Source organism: Vibrio atypicus (assembly GCF_009811315.1).
GTDB lineage: Bacteria > Pseudomonadota > Gammaproteobacteria > Enterobacterales > Vibrionaceae > Vibrio > Vibrio atypicus.
The window spans coordinates 85,242-103,885 of the sequence record NZ_BLID01000010.1 but is presented as its reverse complement, the minus strand read 5'-3'; the positions used below and the strand labels follow the sequence as shown (position 1 = coordinate 103,885).

Genomic DNA, 18,644 nt, shown 5'->3' with positions numbered 1-18,644 from the left:
TTACTAGATCAATACGTTAGGACGCTTCTTCTTCGTCACTTAGTGCTTTTAACACTTGGAAGATTTCACGGAATGCTTTTGCTGGTTTTCCTGAGCTCTTCTCTTTTGCCGCTTGACGCGCAAGTTGACGAAGACGCTGACGATCGGCCGCTGGATATAGGTCCATGACTTCTGCGATAGCCGCATCCCCTTCTTCTACTACGCGATCACGCAGTTGCTCAAGTTTATGCAGGTGTGCTGTTGCTTGAGAGTGCTTGTTGCGTACTTTATCCAGTGCTGCTTGTAGTGGTTCAGGATCTTCAAAACGCATCAGTTTGCCGATGTATTGCAGCTGGCGACGGCGAGCTTCGTTTTTGAAGCGCTGAGCGTCTTTGATCGCTTCAGCTAAATCTTCACTTAGAGGAAACTTCTCCAGTACTGATGGCTTTAAGCTTACTAGCTCTTCACCCAGTTTCTGTAGCTCTTCCATGTCGCGTTTCAACTCGGTCTTACTTACCCAGATAATTTCTTCTTCTGGTTCCCATGGCGCTTTTTGGTTTTTACGTGCCATCTTTCTGCCTTAATTTGAACATCTATTTCTCTATTTTAACAAGAATCGTGGGGAGAAAGCGAAATTCTTGTTATCCTAAAGGCAACAAACCTTTAGAACTAAGTAGATATGGACGTAAAAGAGCAAGTTGCTCAACAACGTGTTGAGCTAGAAGCCGCCGTAGCCAAAGCGCTCGAGATGGCAGCAGAGAAATCTGATGGTGCAGAAGTTGCGATCACGAAAACGACGGGATTGAGTGTTTCTACTCGTATGTGTGAAGTAGAAAACGTTGAATTCAATAGCGATGGTGCACTGGGTATCACGGTTTATCGTGGTCAGCGCAAAGGTAGCGCGTCTACATCTGACTTAAGTGAGAAGGCTATCCAGCAAACGGTATTGGCTGCGCTGGATATTGCTCGTTATACCTCTGAAGACCCATACGCAGGCCCAGCGCCGAAAGAGCTCATGGTCAAAGAGATTCCTGATCTAGATCTGTTCCATCCAGATACGCCCGATCCAGATTACGCCGCTCAGGTAGCTATTGCTGCTGAACAAAAAGCCTTGTCTTTCAGCGATAAGATTAAACAGAGTGACGGCGCGAGCTACGACAGCCATTACGGTGTGAAAGTGTATGGTAACAGTCACGGATTGTTAGCCAGTTACGCTTCAAGCCGACACAGCACCAGTTGTTGTGTGATTGGCCAAGGAGCTAATGGTGAAATGGAGCGCGATTATGACTATACCGTTGCGCGTCATAAAGATGATCTTTGGTCACCGGAAACTGTTGGCTTAAAAGCGGCCGAAAAAACAGTGAGCCGCTTAGATGCGCAGAAACTCAAAACGGGTCAATACCCTGTGATGTTTGCTTCTGATGTCGCAACGGGTTTAATTGGTCACCTTGTTATGGCGATCAGTGGCGGTAACCTTTACCGTAAATCGTCATTCTTATTGGACCAACTGGGTCAACAGGTGTTGCCAGAGTGGTTCAACATTTCTGAGAAGCCGCACTTACTGCGTGGTTTAGCATCGAGCCCATTTGATAGCGAAGGTGTGTTCACTCAAGACAGAGACATCATCACCGATGGTAAATTGGCGACTTATCTGTTGACCAGCTACGCTGCTCGTAAAATGGATATGACTCCGACTGGTCATGCTGGTGGTATTCACAATTGGTTTGTTCAAACGACAGGTCAAAGTTTTGCTCAAATGCTCAAAGAGTTGGGTACGGGTCTACTTGTGACAGAAACGATGGGCCAAGGTGTGAATATCGTTACGGGTGACTACTCTCGCGGTGCGGCAGGTTTTTGGGTTGAGAATGGTGAGATCCAATACCCGGTTTCTGAGATCACGATTGCAGGCAACCTTAAAGATATGTTCCAAAATATTGTTGCTGTTGGCAGCGATGTGGAAACTCGATCGCAAATTCAGACCGGTTCAATTCTACTTGAGTCAATGAAAGTGGCAGGCGAATAGAAGCAAACATATTACTGTAATTAATGCGTGTTATTACATAATAGTTAAAGAAAAGGTTGGCAATATGCCAACCTTTTCTGTTATTTAGCCTTCAAACAATTCGGTATGCAGCTTCTGAATTGCTTGTTTTGATACTGATTCATGCAGCAAGAAGCAGAGGTTGTGTGGGCTTGCGCCGTAACAGATCATACGTAAGTTGAAATCTTCCAAAGTGCCAAAGACTTGCTTAGCGTAGCCTTTGCTCTCGCTCATGTTGTTGCCAATCAGTGCCACTAAGCAAAGGTTATGTTCAACCTCGACATGACATAGCTCTTCGAGTTCAATTCTTGCTTGCTCTGGTAGTTGTGGTGCGCCACCTGCTGTGTCAGTTTGATCCAGAGTCAACGAGACACTGATTTCAGAAGTCGTGATCAAATCCACGGATACTTTGTGTTTTGCCAAAATCTCAAACACTTTGGCCAGAAAACCATATGCGTGGAACATATTAGCGCTGCGTAGGGTTACCATGGTTTGGTTACAGCGAAGTGCTAGAGCTCTGAATAGTGGCGAGCTTTCAACTTGATGGCGAATCCAAGTACCGCCTTTCTCTGGTTGTTTTGATGATCCAACAAAGACCGGAATATCGTGACGAAGTGCAGGAACCAAGGTTGAAGGGTGAAGGATCTTGGCGCCGAAGTTCGCCATTTCAGAGGCTTCACTAAAGCTGATTTCCGGGATTGGTGAAGCTTTTGGTGCGATGCGTGGGTCTGTGGTGTAGATACCTGGTACGTCAGTCCAGATCTCTAAACCTGATGCTTCAACCGCTTCAGCGATTAATGCTGCGCTGTAATCACTGCCACCACGGCCCAATGTTGTGGTATTTCCTTCACTATCTGAGCCGATAAAACCTTGGGTCACTACTACATAATCTTGGCAAAGAGGCACAAGAGAGCGGTCAGCCAGTTGCTTGATGGTTTCTAGTTGAGGTTCAGCTTTGCCGAAGTTGGCGTCAGTGCGCAGTACATCGCGGATATCAAAGCGAGTGGCGTTTAAGCCGCGTTCTTTGAGTAATTGAGCGAGAATGTGTGTCGACATTAACTCTCCACAAGCGACCAAGTGGTCAGTAAGCTTGTGGCTAGATTGAATCGAGGCTGCTTCTGCTAAGCTAGTGACGGTATCTAAGATCGCATAGACATCGCTAGCGACTTGATCTGAGTTTTCTAGTTGACCCAAAATCGCATTATGGATTTCGGCAAGCTTGGTTAAGATTTCACTGCGACGCTGCGTATCTTGTACACCATTAGCTAATTCGACTAATAAGTTAGTCACCCCTGAACATGCACTGCTAACGACGAGTTTGGTGTTTGGGTTGGCTTCGATGACAGCCGCACAACGGCTCATTGCTTCAAAGTTAGCGACACTTGTTCCACCAAACTTAGCAACATTAAAATTGCTCACGGTATTTCTCCCACGACTTCCTGAAAATTTAACTGAGCTTATATGCTCAACATCCGATGTTTGCTTGAAGAGAGAATGAGCGAAAGAGAGGTTTGATCTTGTAGTTTTACCTCAGAAGCTCATCATCAGGCTGCGCTGATGACAGTCGTTGGGATTCAACCCAGACAACCGACAGATCAAAACCACACTTTTGATCTACCTCGGCACTACTCCCCCTCAGTGCATTGTGTTGGAATTGTGGTTCCACAACACACCTACCTGGGCAGTGCTCCTCTTCTGCAACAATATAGTTTCTTTAATAACACTGTTGCGTGGCATAAATATTCGCCACCTATCCAGCATTGAACGTTTTTATGTGACCAATGTCAACGGTATTTTGTAACTTTATGCTCTTTATAAATTAACAAACTTGTGACACTGGTTTGACCTCAAGACTTTGGGCTAATTGCTGCGTATGCTTATTTGGATTAAGGTGGTTACAGAACAATAGTTAGAAAGATAAAAATGTTGCAAAAGGAGCTGCCAATGACGATTCAAAGTTTTATCCCACCTCACCGTATATTAATGGGCCCAGGTCCATCAGATATTTCTCCACAAGTACTGCAAGCCTTGAGTCGACCAACGGTTGGTCACTTAGATCCGCTGTTTATCGGCATGATGGATGAGTTGAAGCAGCTCCTAAAATACGCTTTTCAGACTGACAATGAGTTCACGATTGCAGTATCAGCGCCAGGAAGTGCAGGGATGGAGACCTGTTTCGTCAACCTTATTGAGCCAGGCGAAAAAGTGATTGTGTGCCGTAACGGTGTTTTTGGTGAGCGTATGCGTGAAAATGTTGTTCGCGCTGGTGGGGTGGTTGAAGTAGTAGATGATGAATGGGGCGCTCCTGTCTCTGTTGATAAAGTGGAACAAGCACTAAAGGCAAATCCTGATGCTAAAATTTTGGCATTCGTACATGCTGAAACGTCCACGGGAGCATGTAGTGATGCAGAAGCATTGGGTAAGTTAGCTAAGCAATATGGCTTACTGACGATTGTTGATGCGGTGACGTCATTGGGTGGTGTTCCGCTCAAGGTTGATGAATGGAAGTTAGATGCGGTCTATTCTGGCAGTCAGAAGTGTTTATCTTGTGTCCCTGGATTGTCGCCAGTGACTTTTTCTTCATCAGCGATTGAGAAAATTCAGTCTCGAACGACTCCCGTTCAAAGTTGGTTCTTGGACCAAAGTTTGGTGCTCGGTTATTGGAGTGGGGAAGGTAAGCGAAGCTATCATCACACTGCTCCAGTGAATAGTTTATACGCACTGCATGAGTCACTACTGCTACTCAAAAATGAAGGTCTAGAGAATGCATGGCAGCGTCATCGCGATATGCATAACAAACTTAAATCGGGTCTTGAAAAGCTTGGTTTTGAATTTGTGGTCGAAGAAGCTTCTCGCTTACCACAATTGAATGCGATTTATATCCCTGAAGGAATTGATGAGGCAAAAATCCGCAGTCATTTATTGGAAACATACAACCTAGAGATTGGCGCTGGTCTCGGGGCTTTAGCTGGGAAAGCATGGCGTATTGGCTTAATGGGTTATGGTGCTCGACCAGAAAATGTCGCGCTCTGCTTAAGGGCACTTGAAGAATCCCTTACCCAATAAGAGTTCAAATAGAAAGGCGACATCATGTCGCCTTTTTTGATCTTACGCTCTGTGCTACTCCGCTGGTTTAGCGGTTAGCGCATCGATATTCGGTGGAATGTATCTCACCTCAGAGAAATCTTTATTCGGGAAGAGGAACTGTGCTTCACTGCGAATCTGCTCTGCTTTCTCATCTTGCTCCAGTCCTTGATAGGCCAAAATCAAGTTGTTATAGAAAGCCGGTCTTGGCTTATCTTTGATGATCTTTAGTGACCAGTCGATATAAGGTTGAATGAACTCAGGATCGTGCTTGTACAAACCGATATTGAGGTAGGTACTGTAGATGTCCCAATCATAGCGGTCTTGCCAAACGATCGGGTTAGTAACCTGATTAAGGATATCCGGATCTTTTGGGTTGGATTTTTCAAACTGTGTTAGCACGTAATTGGTTTGCAAGGTACTCAACATGTAAAAACTAGTGAGAATCGGAACGACTAAGCTCATCACCCGCAAAGCTGTATTAGACACAAGGCTTAAGGATAGATTTTTATATGTATTAGCTCGCTGATCCACCCAATAAAGCAAGACGATAAACGTAATCCAATGAATTGCAGAGTGATAAAAAGGGTACTCAAGTTGCGAGTGAAGTACGATGGGAATAAATAAGGCAAACAGCGCCAACCTTGACCCTTTCTTACCATGATAGATTCGCACTAAGACTAGAATGGCAGCTAAAAAGATGGCCAGAACAGGGACTAACCCGCCTTCAACCCCCCAATAGAGTAGTTCATTGTGTGGGTGATCAAGAGTCGGTAATCCTGCAGGGTAGTTTACGTTTAACTGGTGTTGCCTTGCTGTATAGACGATGTATTCAGGCTCAAAGCGGCCATAGCCATAACCCGTAAAAGGTTTCTCGATCAGCATATCTAGTGCTTGCGGGAAAAAGTCACCACGTACGTCTTGTAATTGAAATTTATGTTCTATGGTACTCGTAGAGCTTGTTTCTTGTGCCGTTATGAGTGATGGGAGCACTGCTAAGAAAAGACCAAGTAGAGTCGAAAGTAACCAACCGATAAAGCGCTTTTTCGTCGCAAAACGGTATAAATAGGGAAGTATCAGAAGAATTACCAGTGTAGTACTAATCCAACCGGTTCGCGAGGCTAGCAGTACTAAAAGTGGCATTGTAAGTGCGGGCATAATATACAGCAGGGCTACATCACTGATCTTAGATTGATATTTGATTGGCTGGCGAGTCAATAAATAACCGGATACAGCTAAGCCAGTAGCAAGAAAACTTGCCATTACATTGGGCTGTTGAAATATCCCATAAGGCCTGTTGCTCACGGTGTTATAACCAAATGGATTGCCCGGCTCTAACCATAAATATTGGATCCAACCAAATAGGGCTTCGACTGCGACGCCAATGACGATGAACCATAACAGGCGCTGTTTTTGTTTATTGCTAAAACGAAACTGCTGCAATACGGTAAACAGAGTAAAACCTGCCCATAGCCCGGTGAGTTTACCGATTGATAATGCAAGGCTAGCGTTTGGGTACAAGACAGGTAGCGTGATCAGAATACAGCAAATAAAAAAGCCGATAGTTAGCTTGTTGTACCTAAGCCGGCCTTCTGTACCGATTTGATAGAAACCAATAGCCAGTGAAAATGCGACAGCTAGCCAGGTTGTGGGGTTAAATGAAAGAGCCAGGCCTGAACCGCCAGGATTTGGCATAAAGAAGTGCATAGCCACAATGAAAACAAAACCGAAAGAGACAAGGAACGGTTTGATCAGCGGTAATCTAGGTTGTTGCCTTGCGAGTTTTGTTCCTGATACGTGTATGGTAGCCATGATTGAATAACCCTAATAAAAACAGACCAGTGAGAAATCGCACTGGCCTGCTTACTTTACTATTATTTGTTATTTTAACATAGGCTTAAGGAAACGTGCGGTATGCGATCCTTCGACTTGGGCCACATCCTCTGGTGTACCTTGTGCGACGATTTCACCTCCACCTTGTCCCCCTTCAGGTCCAAGATCAACAATCCAGTCGGCGGTTTTGACTACATCGAGATTATGCTCAATGACAACAACCGTATTGCCGTGATCGCGCAGGCGATGCAAGACAGTTAGCAGTTGTTGGATGTCATGGAAATGCAGGCCTGTCGTCGGTTCATCTAAGATATACAGCGTTTTACCTGTATCGCGTTTTGATAGTTCTCGTGCTAGTTTGACACGTTGAGCTTCACCACCCGATAGAGTTGTCGCCGCTTGGCCTAAACGAATATAGGATAGCCCTACATCCATCAAAGTTTGCAGTTTGCGCGCAATGACAGGTACGGGTTCAAAGAACGCACGTGCATCTTCTACCGTCATCTCTAGCACTTCATCGATGGTTTTGCCTTTGTAGCGAACTTCCAGTGTTTCGCGGTTATAACGTTTACCTTTACAAGAATCACATGGCACATAGACATCAGGTAAGAAGTGCATTTCAACTTTAATTACCCCATCACCCTGACATGCTTCACAGCGTCCACCACGGACATTGAAACTAAATCGACCTGGTTTATAACCGCGTGAACGAGACTCTTGAGTGCCAGCAAACAGTTCACGAATTGGAGTGAAAATTCCGGTATAAGTAGCAGGGTTGGAGCGTGGCGTTCGGCCTATTGGGCTTTGATCGATATCGATCACCTTATCAAAGTGCTCTAAGCCTTTAATTTTATTGTATGGTGCCGGTACGGCGGTGGTTGCGCCATTAAGTTCTGTGTGAGCTATCTTAAAGAAAGTATCATTGATCAAGGTGGACTTACCGGAACCGGATACCCCGGTAATACAGCTAAATAGACCAACAGGTAGCTCTAGCGTGACTTCTTTAAGGTTGTTTCCTGTCGCGCCAATAAGTTCGACGATTTTCTTTGGATCTTTAGCCGTACGTTCTGTCGGAACGGCAATCTCTTTTGCTCCGCTGAGATACTGGCCAGTCAAAGAGTCTGGGCTATTTAGGATATCTTCCATCGTGCCTTCCGCGACCACGGAGCCACCATGTACACCTGCTCCAGGGCCTATATCTATGACATGATCGGCCATGCGAATCGCATCTTCATCATGCTCAACGACGAGTACAGTATTACCTAAATCACGTAAATGGGTCAGAGTCTTTAATAGGCGTTCGTTATCACGTTGGTGAAGGCCAATCGATGGCTCATCAAGTACATACATGACACCAACCAGTCCCGCGCCAATTTGACTCGCTAGGCGAATACGTTGAGCTTCACCACCAGATAAGGTTTCAGCACTGCGAGATAAGTTTAGGTAGTTTAGGCCTACGTTGACGAGGAACTGCAGTCGATCATTGATCTCTTTCATCACTTTTTCAGCGATTTGACCTCGTTGGCCATCAAGCTTCAGTGAAGCAAAAAAGGCCAAAGCATCTGCAATGCTCAACTCAACGATTTCAGGCAATGTTGTATCGCCAATGAAGACATTTCGGGCTTCTAGGCGTAAACGGCTTCCATCACAACTTGAACATGTTTTAGTGGAAATATATTTGGCAAGATCTTCACGAACGGCGTTGGATTCGGTATCACGGTAACGACGTTCTAATGTATTAAGAATGCCTTCAAATGGGTGACGTTTAACTCGAATGTCACCGCGATCATTGATGTATTTAAACTCAACTTCTGTTCTGCCAGAGCCGCTTAAAATAATGTCGCGGGTCTTTTTCGGCAAAGACTTAAACGGTGCGTGTAAATCGAAACCATAGTGCTCAGCCAGTGATGAAAGCATTTGGAAATAGTAGTAGTTTTTCTGATCCCAGCCGCGGATAGCTCCCGCAGCCAAGCTTAAATAATCATCTAAAATGACTCTGGCTGGGTCAAAATATTGCTGAACACCTAAGCCGTCACAAGTGTGGCAAGCACCAGCAGGGTTATTGAATGAGAAGAGGCGCGGCTCTAACTCTTGCATACTGTAACCACAAATTGGGCAGGCGAAGTTAGCGGAGAAAATTATCTCTTCGCCATCGCCATCCATCGGCGCGACAACTGCAATACCACCAGAAAGCTCTAGTGTTGTTTCGAACGATTCTGCAAGACGCTGCTGTAGGTCTTTTCGCACCTTAAAACGATCGACAACCACTTCAATGGTGTGCTTTTTATGCAGTTCTAGAGTCGGTGGATCGGAAAGATCACATGTTTCTCCATCAATACGAGCACGAATAAAACCTTGTGCGGCGAGATTTTCTAATGTTTTAACATGCTCACCTTTACGCTCCTTGACGATAGGGGCTAGCAGCATCATTTTTTCACCTTCTGGCAGCTCTAGCACTTTGTCTACCATTTGCGAGATGGTTTGCGCGGCTAGCGGAGTATGGTGTTCAGGGCAGCGAGGCTCACCAACTCGTGCGTACAAAAGACGTAGGTAATCATACACTTCAGTAATGGTACCGACTGTTGAGCGAGGGTTGTGCGATGTAGATTTTTGCTCAATCGAGATAGCAGGTGACAGACCTTCAATGTGGTCTACATCTGGCTTTTCCATTAAAGACAAGAATTGGCGTGCGTAGGCAGATAGCGACTCTACATAACGACGTTGTCCCTCTGCATAGAGGGTATCAAAGGCAAGAGAGGATTTTCCTGAACCAGATAAACCGGTAATCACAATCAACTTATCGCGAGGAATTGTTAGATTGATGTCTTTCAAGTTGTGGGTGCGGGCACCACGAATTTCTATCTGATCCATTCTCATCACTCAATGTAAAATTTTAGTCGACTAAGTATTACATAGTGTGAGAAATGTTCAAAGAAAATACTGGATAAAAAAACAGTAAAAAGGCAGCTTAGTTAAGCTGCCTTTTGAAGTTGAGAGAAGTGATTAGGCTTCTTCTTTAGTCGTTTTTTGCTTACCAAGCTCAGATTTTTTCGAGTCTTTTAAGTAAAGGTTCTCGAAACAGTAGTTAGTCGCTTCGATGTAGCCTTCGACGCTACCACAATCAAAGCGTTGGCCTTTAAATTTATACGCTAATACGCAGCCTGCTTTTGCTTGTTTTAAAAGTGCATCAGTAATCTGGATTTCACCACCTTTGCCTGGCTCAGTATTTTCGATCAATTCAAAAATATCTGGGGTTAAGATGTAGCGACCAATAATGGCAAGATTACTAGGCGCAGTGCCTGGTTCTGGCTTCTCAACCATATCGTCGACACGGAAAATGTCATCTTTGATCATTTCACCAGAAATCACGCCATATTTATGGGTCTCATCTTCTGGTACTTCTTGCACTGCGACAATTGAACAGCGGAACTGTTTAAATAGAGCAACCATCTGCGCAAGTACGCCTTCTTGCTCGTTTACACAAAGGTCATCAGCAAGTACGACCGCAAAAGGTTCATCACCGATCAGTTCGCGCCCTGTGAGGATTGCATGGCCTAAACCTTTCATTTCACGCTGACGAATGTAAGTAAAGTTAGCACTCTCAATGATGTCACGGATATCCACCAACAGTTCTTCTTTATTGGTACCGCTGATTTGGTGCTCAAGTTCGTAGTTCTTATCGAAATGGTCCATGATGGAGTGCTTACCGCGACCTGTTACGATACACATTCCATCCATACCAGCTTGGATAGCTTCTTCTACGCCATATTCTATCAGTGGTTTATTGACCACTGGCATCATCTCTTTAGGCATAGACTTTGTTGCTGGTAAAAAACGTGTACCGTAGCCTGCTGCCGGGAAAAGACACTTTTTAATCATGTTGAACCCTATAATTTCTGTTATTGATTTTGACTGACGCGACAATACCATGCTTTAGGTGAATAGGTAATGAACCTATCCACCAAAAGTTCAGAATTTGTACTGACGTACAATAATTAAGACAATAGGTGTTGCTTAGCCCAAGCGGTTGCCTGGACTCGATTTTTCACACACAGTTTTTTGAAAATCTGATAAAGGTGGGACTTCACAGTAAACTCACTAATGAATTGGTCTTCAGCGATTTGACTGTTGGATGCTCCGGTCATCAGGCTACGTAAAATATGGATTTCACGGGTTGTAAGATCGACGGTAGCTGGTGTCGACTGAGCTTCAACAATATTGCGATAATGATAAAGAAGTTGGGCGGAAACTTTACGTGGAAGCCAATTTTCTCCGTTGATAATTTCACAGCAACCTTTGGCAATCTCTTCAATGTTGTCTTTTTTATAAAATAGTCCTTTCAAGTGACCAAAGGTAAGTATCTCATCAGTGGTGAGACGACACTCCACATTTATAATGATGGTTTCGAAGACTTTATTAGCGAGAGGAAGGTCGCGAATCTTGCTGTTTAGGCGGCAATAGTCGCTGTGATCTACCATTAATATTCGGTGTTTATTGCGCTGTAAAGCTAGCATTAAATCGTCAGGTTCGATGTAGGGAATTTGTATATCTAACGTCTTTTCAATTGCTTTGACCAGCGGGTGAGCTTTTGCTTTGTTGTCAGATAGAAAGTGAATGGTTCGTGTATAACTATTTTTCATCATGTATATCCCTACATTTGTTACTAAAAATGCTAGAGTGAAGAAAAATTTTTGTTAGTGCTAACCTAGGTGTAATGATTGCGTTTAGTTTCATACTGGTTGGTAATTTACTAATCTCTCACCCCGAGTAATATTTGATTTTTCTCGTAAAAATTATTGTGTTCGATATGAGGAAGAAGCAAGAGAATACATTGTTGATAGAGAAATTTGTCACGCAAGCAAAGCATGCTATGCTATTGCGCTATTTCATTAATTCACAAATTTTAGACGGAGCGAAACATGGCTAGCCGTGGAGTAAACAAAGTTATTTTAGTCGGTAATCTGGGGTCAGATCCGGAAGTACGTTATATGCCGAATGGTGGTGCGGTTGCCAATATTACCATCGCAACGTCTGAATCATGGCGTGACAAAGCAACTGGCGAGCAGCGTGAAAAAACAGAATGGCACCGTGTTGCTCTGTTTGGCAAGCTTGCGGAAGTAGCGGGTGAGTACCTACGTAAAGGTTCTCAAGTTTACGTTGAAGGTCAACTCCAGACTCGTAAATGGCAAGATCAAAGCGGTCAAGACCGTTACACAACGGAAGTTGTGGTACAAGGTTTTAATGGCGTAATGCAAATGCTAGGCGGCCGTGCTCAAGGTGGCGCTCCTGGTCAAGGTATGGGCCAACCTCAGCAACAGCAGCAAGGTTGGGGGCAGCCACAACAGCCAGCGCAGCAGAATCAACAACCTGCACAACAGCAGTATTCTCAGCCTCAACAGCAGCAAGCACAGCCTCAGTATAATGAGCCGCCAATGGATTTTGATGACGACATCCCATTCTAAGCTGATATTACTGAAAAAAAGCCGCGATTTTCGCGGCTTTTTTATATAGTTAGAGTAATTGATTAACCCATTAGTATTAAATAGAACGTTTAAAAGCGTAACTTAGCATTTTGTTTATATGGGTTGTAGTGTTGTATAGTTCTGCTTGAATCAGAAAAGGAATTCTCTAGCTATGAGGTATACCCCTACCTTAAAATTAAGCACCAGACTCATCGCTTTTGTCACTATGATTGTGATCATTGCAATGTTTATCCTCTTTCTTGGTGGAACCCTCTCTTTTAAACGTTTAGGGCAAGAGTACCTTGATCATTCTCTACAAGGTATTGTCAATGTCGTTGATAAGGAAATGGAAGATCCTGATGCCGCTTACTCTTTGCAGCGCTGGATGCCTAAAATGCTGCAAGCATCGAATATCGTTGAAATGGAGTTGGCTTCGTCTTACGGCACTATTTATCGCTTTAAGGATACCTCCTCCAAAGTGGATCCTGAGCTCCTTTACCATGTCGCATATACACTCGAACGAAATGATGGTTACGAAATTCGTTTTAAAGCCGTTCCTCCCTATATTGGTTATGGCTATTCAATGCAGGCGTTATGGTCAATAACTTTAGCCGTTGTGCTGATTATTTTCTGTTTGATGCGTGGTGTGAAATGGTTGAAAGAACAGCTAAGTGGCTCAGAGTTGCTAGAAGAGCGTGGCCGCATGATTTTGGCCGGACGCGTTGAAGAATATGCCAAAGGCGATGAAAAAGAGTGGCCTTTTACGGCGAGTGAGGCGCTAGATCGTCTTATTGAAGAGCTTCAGGATGCACGTCAAGAGCGAAGTCGTTTTGATACATTTATCCGAACTCAAACTTTCCTTGATCAATTAACGGGCACCGCGAACCGTGTTTTATTTGACAGTAAATTAGAGGCAGCACTTTCAGAAAGTGGCTCCCATGGTGGCGTGTTATTGATTCGAATTGATGATTGGCAGCAGCTAAAAGAAGAGTTTGGTAAAAAAGCGGCCAATGACTTTTTGGTTGAAGTCGGAGATGGGCTCACAAATGTGATTCAACGCTATCCAGACGTGATTTTGTCTCGATATTACGATTCTGACTTTGCCATTTTTGCTCCGAGTCTATCGAGTAAAGAAGTATCGGTTATCGCGGCAAACTGCATTAAACAACTCGCTCGTCTTACGCCACCACAAGTCTTAGATCAAGAAAGCTGGGTGCATATTGGGGTCAGTATGTATCGAGAGGGCGAAAGCCAAGGCCGTATTATTGATGAGTCAGAAACCGCATTAAAGAGTGCTCAATTACAAGGCATTAATACGTGGAGCCGTTTCCAGAAACATATAGGTCAGGATGATGAACGGGGAAGTGTTCGTTGGCGAACCCTATTTGACCAAGTTGTTACTCCGGACAAATTACACATTTTTTCACAGCCTTGTTATTTGCTTGATCAACAGCAAGAAGGATTTAAAGATCACTGCGAACTTTTTGCGAGAATTAACGACCCAGAAAAGGGAGTGATAAAAGCCTCTCGATTTAATTCAGCCATTGAATCAGTTGGTTACGAAATGATACTTGATAAAGCAGTATTGCGAACAATCCTGCGTTATTTGAAAGTCTCTGAAGATTCAATGTGTTATTCTATTAATCTGCACGTCGTTCCCTTTGCTGATCGGGCGTACTTCAAATGGTTCCGAGATGAGTTATTGCAGTTATCAGCAGAACAACGTAAACAACTCATTTTTGAGTTCGCAGAAGCTCGTTTAGTCAAACACTTAGATTACATGCGGCCTGTCACAAAGGTCATTTCTGGTCTAGGTTGTAAAGTAGCGGTGGGACAAGCTGGGCGATCTATTGTTAGCACTCACTATCTTAAAGAATTACCGATCCATTACTTAAAATTGCATCGTAGCTTAGTGAAACAGATTGATCAGCGACACGAGAATCAGCTATTTGTACGCAGTTTACTTGGAGCATGTGCAGGACTCAAAACACAAGTGATTGCAGTTGGCGTTGATAGCAAACAAGAGCATAAAACGATTTTGCAATTAGGTGTACAGGGCATACAAGGCCGTTTCTTAGAAGCGGAACGACCGATCATTCCTCAACAGGTATCACACCATCGGGTCGCAGCAGTTAAGAAAGTTCAGATAGGTCGAAGAAAGCGTTGGTAAAGAAAACACATAAATGAAAATACAATCATTAATCGGTAAGTTTAAACGCAGCAATACGCGAAAATCACAATTGACCATTGTGGTTCAGCCAAGTGCACTGTTTTTTTCCTCTATACCAGGTCTTTCTTTACCACAGCAAATAGCCTATGAAGGGGCCTCTTGGCAGGATGCGCTGTATAAAGTACTTAAAGGTGCTGGCGCCTCAGATTTATCTGTTGATGTTGTCTTACATTCCAATCTCTATCAAAGCTATCAAATTGAGAAACCTTCGATTCCCGATGAAGAGCTAACCAGTGCGTTACCGTTTTTACTAAAAGATCTGATTACTGAGAAAGTCACGGATATTGTGGCGGACTACAGATCTTTGCCTATGGGGAACAAGCTTCAAGTCTACGTAATACCTCGCTCTTTAGTGGTTTCATTATCTGGGCAATTAAGTCAGTTGAATATCGCACTTGAGCGAGTATTGATCGAGGATGATGTTTGGGCGTATTCGGCGGGAGAGTTATCGCAGTTTTTACTCTTGCAGCGAAGCAAAAAAGGTCAGTTTAGAGTCAGTGCCTTTAGTGAAGGTCAGTGCGCCTTCCAAAGAACAATTCGTGGTGTCGCTTCTCCTCTAACTGGGGTTGCAAGTAGTGCATTGCAGTTAGATGGCTTAGCGCTTGAACTACAACGGTCGATTGATTATTTGTCATCGCAGCTTCGCGGAACACCATTACACCAGATGAAAGTCTGTTGTGATGAAGAGGAGCAGCAAGAGGTGGCACAAGCTCTATCTGAGCGTCTTAGTGTTGGTGTAACCATATTATCTGAGCGTGGAGATGAATCAGGTGTATTACTGGTTGAGAGTGCTGAGCTGTTGTCTGAAGGTGCAATTAACCTATTTCCATCCTTACTAAAACCGAAGAAAGATTATTTTACCCTGACCAATATTGCGATTGGCTGGGGCGTAACGGCGATAGCTCTACTTGTATTCTATGCGCTGTTTAGTTACCAACAGCTTGCTTTGCAGGAAAACCTTCGTTTAGCTCGTTCACAAGAAGCTGAGTTTCGTCAACAAGTTGATACTTTGAGCCAACGTTTAGCGAAGCATAAGCCAAGCCCCGCTAAAGTTGCAGCTGTGAGTCGCCTTGAAGTGGAAATTGAGTCGAAACGTCAATCTCTTGATGCAGTCAGTGAATACGATACTGCTCAACAAGTTGGATACTCAGGTGTGATGCGTTCATTAGCGAAGTTGGGGCGCGATGATATCTCTTTGAGTTCAATTACAATTGATACGCATACCCTAGATCTCAAGGGCCTTGCTCGAGAACCACAAGTGATTCCAAACTGGATTAGCCAATTTAAATCAGAACTTGATTTGGTGGGGCGTACGTTCGACAAATTAAAAATAGGCCGCAATGACCAAGACATCATTACTTTTGAGTTAAAAACAAAAGAGGGCACTAAATGATGCAGCAGTGGCAAGTTTGGAATGAGAAATTTGGGTCAATGTCGAGCCGTGAAAAATGGCTGATCACCTTATGTGGATTCGTCTCGATTATTTTAGGCTTATTCACTCTTTTAGTTGAGCCTGCTTACATAGAAAAGCAGCAGGCGGAGACGCAAATCTCATCGATGAAGTTGAGCAATCAGCGTTTAGAGGCGGATCTTCTCCTCATGACAGCTAAACTGAGTAAAGACCCCGATCAAGAGATTAACTTGCAATACAAAAGGTTAATTGCAGAAAGTCAGGAACTGTCGGAGCAATTATCTAAGATTATTGAAAATCTGATATCACCTAGTGAGATGGCGACTTTGTTGGAAGGCGTTCTTGCAGATTCGAGAGAGTTAAAACTCGTATCTTTAGAGTCGAAAACGGCAGAGCCAATTGTAAAAGGAAAAAGTGATTCCGAGTATGGTGGATATTATATTCACCCTGTTCGTATAGAGCTTACTGGAAGCTATTTTGCCATTGTTAACTATTTAGAATCGTTGGAATCTATGCCGGTTAAGTACTATTGGCGAAGCTTTTCTTACAAAGTCGAAGCATATCCAAATGCTCGTTTAGTGCTGGAAGTGTATACATTGGGTACCAGAGAGGAGTTTATTGGTGGTTAAGTTGCTTGGGGTGCTGTTTGTTATCGTATTTTCAGCAAGCTGTTGGGCAGCACAGGATCCGACTGCACCACTTGGGTGGGAAAAGCCTAAACAGACGCAATCGAAGAAAAAAGCGGTTGTTTATCGAGTACCTACGCTACAAAGTATTGTTTGTAGCGATAATTCGACTTGTAAGGCGATATTGAACGGTAAAGTAGTCGCGGCTGGAGAGACAGTGAATGGCTACAAAGTGACAAAAATTGAATCGGAAAGAGTGACTGTGTCTCGTGGAGGCAAGCAATGGAATCTGGAACTCTTTTCTTTAGATATTAAACAGTAAGGTTTTAGGAATAGTATGCGCAAACTCGCTGTAGCTGTCATGATAGCTTCTTTGATGGGATGCTCAATGGGACATCGTGATCCTGTTGAGGCAAAAAGTACGCTTAATGAAGCGATCAATGAAGCGAATAGTCGTAGCTTAGAACAGCTACCGCCTTCTGTTGAAGCGGATTTGATGCCAGAGCTATTGGGAGATGATCTCAGTAGCGTAGAAACTGTAAAACGTTTTCGAATTAAGGCGAATGGCGTCGCAGCTAAAGCTTTTTTTGCTAGCTTAGTTAAAGGTACTGAATATAGCGCGGCCATTCACCCTGATGTCAGCGGCGCTATTACGGTCAACCTTACCGATGTGTCGCTTGATGAAGTTCTCTCTGTCGTACGTGATATCTACGGTTACGACATCATTAAAACTGGGAATGTCATTCAGGTTTATCCTGCAGGTCTACGTACGGTGACGATTCCAGTTGATTACCTTCAGTTTAAACGTGCAGGCCGTTCTTTAACCTCGATATCGACTGGCACTATTACCAATACGGATACTGGCTCCTCAAGCTCTGATTCCAGTTCATCGAGCTCATCAAGTTCAAGTGGCTCGGCAAAAGGTGGCACCGAAATAGAAACGATCAGTGAAAGTGACTTTTGGCCTCAATTAGAAGTCGCCGTTGCGCAGCTTATTGGTTCAGGAAAAGGTCAAAGTGTTGTCACTACGCCACAAGCGAGTGTGATTACGGTTCGCGCTTATCCAGATGAAATACGTGAAGTGAGAGAGTTCTTGGGTATTTCTCAGCAAAGAATGCAGCGTCAGGTCATTCTAGAAGCAAAAATCTTAGAAGTGACCTTAAGCGATGGCTATCAACAAGGGATCAACTGGTCGAAAGCCTTTAGCTCAAATGGAACCAACTACACGATTGGCCAAGGCTCTGTTGTTAAAGATGCGAACGGCTCTATTATTCCGGATATCTTACCCGGCCTTGATACCATAGGTAGCTTATTGGGTGGACAGTCAAACTTAGTGATATCCAGTGGTAGCTTTGAAGCTGTTTTGAGTTTTATGGCGACTCAAGGCGATTTAAACGTTCTATCTAGTCCTAGAGTGACTGCCTCCAATAACCAGAAAGCTGTGATCAAAGTCGGTACGGATGAATATTACGTAACAGATCTTTCTAGTGTTGTGGGCAGTGGTGATAACTCAGAGCCATCTCCAGAGGTTGAGTTGACGCCATTTTTCTCAGGTATTTCATTGGATGTGACACCACAAATTGACGACCAAGGTAATGTATTGCTGCACGTTCACCCAGCTGTGATTGATGTTGATGAGCAAGTCAAAGAGATCGGCTACGGAAATACGCGTATAACTTTACCGTTGGCTCGCAGTTCGATTCGAGAATCTGATTCTGTTATACGAGCGCAAGATGGTGACGTGGTAGTGATCGGTGGCTTGATGAAATCAAATACGATAGACCAAGTATCTAAAGTGCCATTCTTAGGAGATATTCCTGCGTTGGGTCACTTATTCCGTAACACTTCTAAACTGACTCAAAAAACGGAACTGGTGATCTTACTGAAGCCAACCGTGGTCGGTGTGAATACTTGGCAAAAAGAGCTAGAGCGTTCACGTGATTTATTGCAAGAGTGGTTTCCTGACGAGCAATAAATA

At 43.9% G+C, this 18,644-nt stretch carries 14 protein-coding genes and 1 riboswitch; of the genes, 8 read left to right on the top strand and 6 right to left on the bottom strand.

The genetic code is table 11. The features are described 5' to 3' along the window. Nucleotides 1-16: 16 nt before the first annotated feature. The gene (yjgA, locus tag GVO60_RS18945) at nt 17-550 is read right to left on the bottom strand and encodes a ribosome biogenesis factor YjgA (protein ID WP_159656879.1); all 534 of its coding nucleotides are present in this window, start codon (nt 548-550) and stop codon (nt 17-19) included. A 108-nt stretch (nt 551-658) separates the two neighbouring features. On the opposite strand from yjgA, the gene pmbA reads away from it, so the two are divergent. Beyond that, nucleotides 659-2,002: a metalloprotease PmbA gene (gene pmbA, locus GVO60_RS18940; protein ID WP_159656877.1), complete on the top strand. Its 1,344-nt coding sequence runs from the start codon at nt 659-661 to the stop codon at nt 2,000-2,002. Between the two features lie 84 nt (nt 2,003-2,086). On the opposite strand, the gene lysC is transcribed toward pmbA, so the two are convergent. Beyond that, a complete protein-coding gene (gene lysC, locus GVO60_RS18935) occupies nt 2,087-3,439 on the bottom strand; it encodes a lysine-sensitive aspartokinase 3 (protein WP_159656875.1) in 1,353 nt (450 codons plus the stop codon). 107 nt (nt 3,440-3,546) lie between these two features. Then, a riboswitch (Lysine riboswitch) is annotated at nt 3,547-3,723 on the bottom strand. Nucleotides 3,724-3,964: 241 nt separating this feature from the next. Here lysC and GVO60_RS18930 point away from each other — a divergent pair. Further along, nucleotides 3,965-5,086 carry a pyridoxal-phosphate-dependent aminotransferase family protein gene (locus GVO60_RS18930; protein WP_159656873.1) on the top strand — a complete coding sequence of 374 codons (1,122 nt, stop codon included), beginning with the start codon at nt 3,965-3,967 and terminating at the stop codon, nt 5,084-5,086. A gap of 54 nt (nt 5,087-5,140) precedes the next feature. On the opposite strand, the gene GVO60_RS18925 is transcribed toward GVO60_RS18930, so the two are convergent. The 4 genes from GVO60_RS18925 to GVO60_RS18910 all read right to left on the bottom strand — a co-directional run bounded on the left by GVO60_RS18925 (nt 5,141) and on the right by GVO60_RS18910 (nt 11,580). Then, nucleotides 5,141-6,916 (bottom strand): PglL family O-oligosaccharyltransferase, encoded by a 1,776-nt coding sequence (locus GVO60_RS18925; RefSeq protein WP_159656871.1) that lies wholly within the window; start codon nt 6,914-6,916, stop codon nt 5,141-5,143. 69 nt (nt 6,917-6,985) lie between these two features. Further along, a complete protein-coding gene (gene uvrA / locus GVO60_RS18920; RefSeq protein ID WP_159656869.1) occupies nt 6,986-9,808 on the bottom strand; it encodes an excinuclease ABC subunit UvrA in 2,823 nt (940 codons plus the stop codon). A gap of 132 nt (nt 9,809-9,940) precedes the next feature. Further along, on the bottom strand, nt 9,941-10,816 hold the full coding sequence (gene galU / locus GVO60_RS18915) for a UTP--glucose-1-phosphate uridylyltransferase GalU (RefSeq protein WP_159656867.1): 876 nt from the start codon (nt 10,814-10,816) through the stop codon (nt 9,941-9,943). Nucleotides 10,817-10,932: 116 nt separating this feature from the next. Next, nucleotides 10,933-11,580 carry a LuxR C-terminal-related transcriptional regulator gene (locus tag GVO60_RS18910; protein ID WP_159656865.1) on the bottom strand — a complete coding sequence of 216 codons (648 nt, stop codon included), beginning with the start codon at nt 11,578-11,580 and terminating at the stop codon, nt 10,933-10,935. A 276-nt stretch (nt 11,581-11,856) separates the two neighbouring features. Here GVO60_RS18910 and GVO60_RS18905 point away from each other — a divergent pair, with 276 nt between their 5' ends. From GVO60_RS18905 to mshL, 6 genes are all read left to right on the top strand, one after another. Beyond that, complete coding sequence (locus GVO60_RS18905) at nt 11,857-12,399, top strand: single-stranded DNA-binding protein (RefSeq protein WP_159656863.1); 543 nt, start codon at nt 11,857-11,859, stop codon at nt 12,397-12,399. A 172-nt stretch (nt 12,400-12,571) separates the two neighbouring features. Continuing rightward, nucleotides 12,572-14,569 (top strand): RNase E specificity factor CsrD, encoded by a 1,998-nt coding sequence (gene csrD / locus GVO60_RS18900; protein WP_159656861.1) that lies wholly within the window; start codon nt 12,572-12,574, stop codon nt 14,567-14,569. A 13-nt stretch (nt 14,570-14,582) separates the two neighbouring features. Continuing rightward, complete coding sequence (locus GVO60_RS18895; protein WP_159656859.1) at nt 14,583-16,022, top strand: MSHA biogenesis protein MshI; 1,440 nt, start codon at nt 14,583-14,585, stop codon at nt 16,020-16,022. Beyond that, complete coding sequence (locus tag GVO60_RS18890) at nt 16,019-16,669, top strand: type II secretion system protein GspM (protein ID WP_159656857.1); 651 nt, start codon at nt 16,019-16,021, stop codon at nt 16,667-16,669. Before GVO60_RS18895 ends, GVO60_RS18890 begins: the two co-directional genes overlap by 4 nt. Next, nucleotides 16,659-16,988, top strand: coding sequence for an MSHA biogenesis protein MshK (locus GVO60_RS18885; RefSeq protein WP_371862496.1), 330 nt, complete (start codon nt 16,659-16,661; stop codon nt 16,986-16,988). Before GVO60_RS18890 ends, GVO60_RS18885 begins: the two co-directional genes overlap by 11 nt. A 15-nt stretch (nt 16,989-17,003) precedes the next feature. Further along, nucleotides 17,004-18,641 (top strand): pilus (MSHA type) biogenesis protein MshL, encoded by a 1,638-nt coding sequence (gene mshL, locus GVO60_RS18880; RefSeq protein ID WP_159656853.1) that lies wholly within the window; start codon nt 17,004-17,006, stop codon nt 18,639-18,641. Nucleotides 18,642-18,644 lie beyond the last annotated feature (3 nt).